This window comes from Vibrio sp. S11_S32 (genome assembly GCF_014694465.1).
GTDB lineage: Bacteria > Pseudomonadota > Gammaproteobacteria > Enterobacterales > Vibrionaceae > Vibrio > Vibrio algicola.
The window spans coordinates 1-4,158 of the sequence record NZ_JAAUWS010000092.1 but is presented as its reverse complement, the minus strand read 5'-3'; the positions used below and the strand labels follow the sequence as shown (position 1 = coordinate 4,158).

Annotated in this window: 4 protein-coding genes and 1 pseudogene; 3 read left to right on the top strand and 2 right to left on the bottom strand. The window is 37.8% G+C overall.

Annotated elements, in window-relative coordinates; all coding sequences use genetic code 11:
- The 3 genes and pseudogenes from HC723_RS17540 to HC723_RS16495 all read left to right on the top strand — a co-directional run.
- Positions 1-350: pseudogene (locus tag HC723_RS17540) on the top strand (IS5 family transposase); the annotation flags it as partial.
- Between the two features lie 196 nt (positions 351-546).
- Positions 547-1,260, top strand: coding sequence for a hypothetical protein (locus HC723_RS16500; protein ID WP_190339862.1), 714 nt, complete (start codon positions 547-549; stop codon positions 1,258-1,260).
- 45 nt (positions 1,261-1,305) lie between these two features.
- On the top strand, positions 1,306-1,815 hold the full coding sequence (locus tag HC723_RS16495; RefSeq protein WP_190339861.1) for an apolipoprotein A1/A4/E family protein: 510 nt from the start codon (positions 1,306-1,308) through the stop codon (positions 1,813-1,815).
- Positions 1,816-2,296: 481 nt separating this feature from the next.
- Here the strand turns inward: HC723_RS16495 and HC723_RS16490 are convergent, their stop codons facing one another.
- Both HC723_RS16490 and HC723_RS17535 read right to left on the bottom strand, forming a co-directional pair.
- Positions 2,297-3,307 carry a replication initiation protein gene (locus HC723_RS16490; protein WP_190339860.1) on the bottom strand — a complete coding sequence of 337 codons (1,011 nt, stop codon included), beginning with the start codon at positions 3,305-3,307 and terminating at the stop codon, positions 2,297-2,299.
- A gap of 574 nt (positions 3,308-3,881) precedes the next feature.
- Positions 3,882-4,158, bottom strand: a 277-nt coding sequence (locus HC723_RS17535; RefSeq protein ID WP_238925532.1) for a hypothetical protein, incomplete at its 5' end; no start/stop codon positions are given.

Genomic DNA, 4,158 nt, shown 5'->3' with positions numbered 1-4,158 from the left:
ATAAAATGTACGATACTAATGCCGTTTACCAAACATTGGAAAATCACTTTCCTGATGCTGACATTATCATCCCACCGAAAGATAATACGTTTGCAGACGATTATCATCACGCTAAGCGAATGAGTAATTTAATAGAGTGTTTCGCTGCAGGGATAATGAATTGGCAAAAATGTCGGCATTATGGTTGGCGGAATGTCTCAGAAACGGCCATGCAGAGATATAAGAAAATAATTGGCAACAAGTTACACAGTAGGAATTTTATCAATCAAAATCAGGAAATGTTATTAGGTTGTTCCATATTAAATCGCTTCACTCATCTCGGCATGCCCAATAGCTACCGAGTTGCCTGATCACGCTCAAAGACAACTAAGATTGAGTATTGCAACAAAGCCACGTAGACTCAATACACACCCAGGTCACATCATGTCTTCTCGCATTTGAGAAGTTGATACACGACACCCCAGCATTCCGCTAAATATCCAACCACAACGCCACTTAATCAACTAGTGGCGCTCTATGCGTTTAACGCGAACTAAGGAAAATAAAATGAACCTATGTACTACTAAAAATAATAGCAATTTGATTACCGTTTTAGATATTGAAGCGAATAAAGAGCTTCATTGGCCTTTAGACCAAGTTCTTGAACAAATAAACCATAACAGAAGCAATAATTGGTCCGTATATAATGAGCTTGATTGGCTTGAAGGTTGGGATGAATGGGTAGCGACTGAAGGCTATTACGAAATCATTTCTATCCCCGAACAATGTAAGCCAAAGCCACCAACATCAAAGATGATCTCTAATTTAGCTGAAAAGCTAAAAGGTGAGGTTATGAATGCCGACGGACACTCTTTCGATGTTACCTATCATTTGGAAGATGAAACGATTGCCGATCGACTGGGGTTTGGGTCTATTAGCGAGAGAAGTGATATTGCCGACGGCTATCAATCTTATCTTTGCGAGGGTTTTACTCTTGAAGAGGCCATTAGTGATTGTGCATACAACAATATTACAAGTGACTTTGTGATATGCACTATTGGGAAATACACCGATGTAGACCTAAGAGAGCTACTGATCATGGATGCAACAATAATTCCATGCCCTAAATGCAATATGAACGCCACAAAGAGAGAATTTGAAGCGAGTCATACCGGCTCGGTCAACCAGCATACTTCCACCGATTGTAAGCACTGTGATTATCACTACTGCGACCAAGATGAAGGTCTATGCGACATTTGTGATGAATTATTGACCCAATAAGATAAGACGATTATTATGAAACCAGAGAGTTTTAAGGTAAACATTATGACAACTGAGCATGAAAGCACGATTACATTAACAACAAGCGAGCTTTTGAATTTTGCATCACATCATGTAACTCAAGATAACTTAAATGAAACTCGTAAAGAGTTAGACTTTAAGATTGAATCTGTTCGTAAAGATTTGAGTGCAGAAATTAAATCTGTTCGTAACGATTTGAGTGCGGAAATTAAATCTGTTCGTAAAGATTTGAGTGCAGATATTGAATCTGTTCGTAAAGACTTGAGTGCAGAAATTAAATCTGTTCGTAAAGACTTGAGTGCAGATATTGAATCTGTTCGTAAAGACTTGAGTGCGGATATTGAATCTGTTCGTAAAGACTTGAGTGCGGATATTGAATCTGTTCGTAACGAAGTTCAATTTGTCCGAAACGATTTAACCACAGCAATTAATAATATGTTCTATAAGATAGTATTTTTAATGCTGGCAACAGTTGGGAGTCTGTTTGGTGGTGTTATTTACATTCTAAATAATTTCTATCATTTACAGAATTAAACCGTAACCACCGGTAATTAAGTTGCAGAACTGCAACTTAGAACCAAAAATCAGAACCACAACATCATTTTGATGTTGTGGTTTTTTTTTGCCTAAACCTTAGAAAAAGAAGCAACATGCCCGGTCAGTGAGTGTGGTAAACACAACCACACTAATTTAAACCAGCTGACATGTTCTCGACAGAATGAGCTTGCCAATATTAAAAGCAAAAAAAACCACCAACACTGATAACAATGCTGGTGGTTAGGCGAGACAAAATATCAATCCATCTATTTATGGGTTTTCATTTCTATCACCTTTGGTTCAGTTTGGTTCATTCGCTATCATAATAAGTTAATCCAAACAATAAGAGATAACAATGGCAATGGCAATGGCAATGGCATTTTACTTACATTCATTTACATCAAAAAAAACCACCTTGAATAAGGTGGTTTAATAGAAAAGAGAGTTCTTTTTGTTACAGGCTTACATGAGCAATCTACTAATTACTTTGAAGTGTCATTGCAAAACGACTCTCTCTGCTTAATAGGCGATCACTTATCTCTCGCTCTCGTGACTTCTGTTCAAATTTACTACCAATTATTTTGTAGTATTCAACAAGCCTACGAACGTCATCCAAAGATAGGGATTCTGATGAATCATAATTTTTTAACTCACTCTCATAGCCAACCAATTTATCTATATTAGTTCTAGCCCACTGGCCGTGAGCATCACTACCCTCAACCACTTTCGGTCTACGCTTGAGTCGAGGTCTAATTGGCTTAGAGATCACATTTACTGAATATTCCTTTACAACTGTAAATTCTATATGGGTTGTCTTACGACCGGTTTTTACAGGCTTATAAATAACTGACAAATTGGTGCTGCTATTAATGTGGTCGATTGACGGCTGAAGTATTCTCTTTTTAAAATCACTCCATTCTTCATAGCCAACTATATTTGCTCTAGCTTTCATCCACTCAATTTCATACGTAATGACTAGCGCACCACCAGCAATCACTTTAAAGTTGTTCATACCAAGGAACTGGCCATCTTTAAGCCATTGATAGAGTCTGAACTGAAATAGAGTCGTTAATTGTTTTACATACTTAAATTCAGAGATTGAATAATTGTTTTTCAATTCAAAAATGAAAGGCTCAATGGTTTTGCTAAATTGAATATTAAAAGCACCATCATCACCTGTAGCCGGAACGTCTGTCACTTCAAACCAGTGAAAGGTTCGCAAACGGTCATCAATAGTCATATTAATGGGTGACTTATTAATGCTTTTAATTGCATCACGCATTATCTGAGCACAATCAGTTACATCGTACCCATAAGCATCGGAAAAATCCCTTGTCGTTATAGTTATAGAACCAGCGTTTGACTTGCCACTGTTTATCTTAGCTAACCCCATCAGCACAATACGAAATTGAGCTAGTGGTAGTGTGTATTGCGCCGATAATAGCTCGTTGCTTTGGTTAACAGTTATATCCGAAGGTTTTGTTATCATGTTGCCAATGCTCACTGAATTAAGTAAGTAGAGAATACACGCAAAAACGGGAAAGTGAAATTATATTGTCCATAGTTAGTGTTCCAATACAACTTTACGCCACCAGCGAGTACATATTAATGTTTACGCAAACCTGAACCACATTGAATGTGACCGATAAATTGTCCGGCTCAAACTAGCCAAACCCCAAAACAGACCGATAAATTGTCCAGAGTTAGGGTAAAACAAGCCATATTGACCGATAAATTGTCCAGAGTTGATTAAAATTCAGTCATTCTGACCGATAAATTGTCCAGAGTTAACGATGATTGGAATGGATTTTCATAACAAATTGTCATTCATAATCAGCGACCAACCATTCGAACCCTGACAAATTAAACACACGGAATACAAAAAAGGAAAAATAGGCGGTTAGAATGACAAGAATTGCTTAAAAACCACACTAATATTGATCGGAGTGATAAAAATGTGACGTTAACCATTGATTTTATGTATATCTAATACTTTTTTCTGACCGATAAATTGTCCAGAGTTAGGGTAAAACAAGCCATTTTGACCGATAAATTGTCCAGAGTTAGGGCAAAACACAGCACTCCTGACCGATAAATTGTCCAGAGTTAAGGCAAAACACAGCACTCCTGACCGATAAATTGTCCAGAGTTAAGCCCAGATCCGCCATTTCGACCGATAAATTGTCCAGAGTTAGCCCAGAACCACCATTCCAACCGATAAATTGTCCAGAGTTAAGGCAAAACACAGCACTCCTGACCGATAAATTGTCCAGAGTTAAGCCCAGATCCGCCATTTCGACCGATAAATTGTCCAGAGTTAGCCCAGAACCACCATTCCAA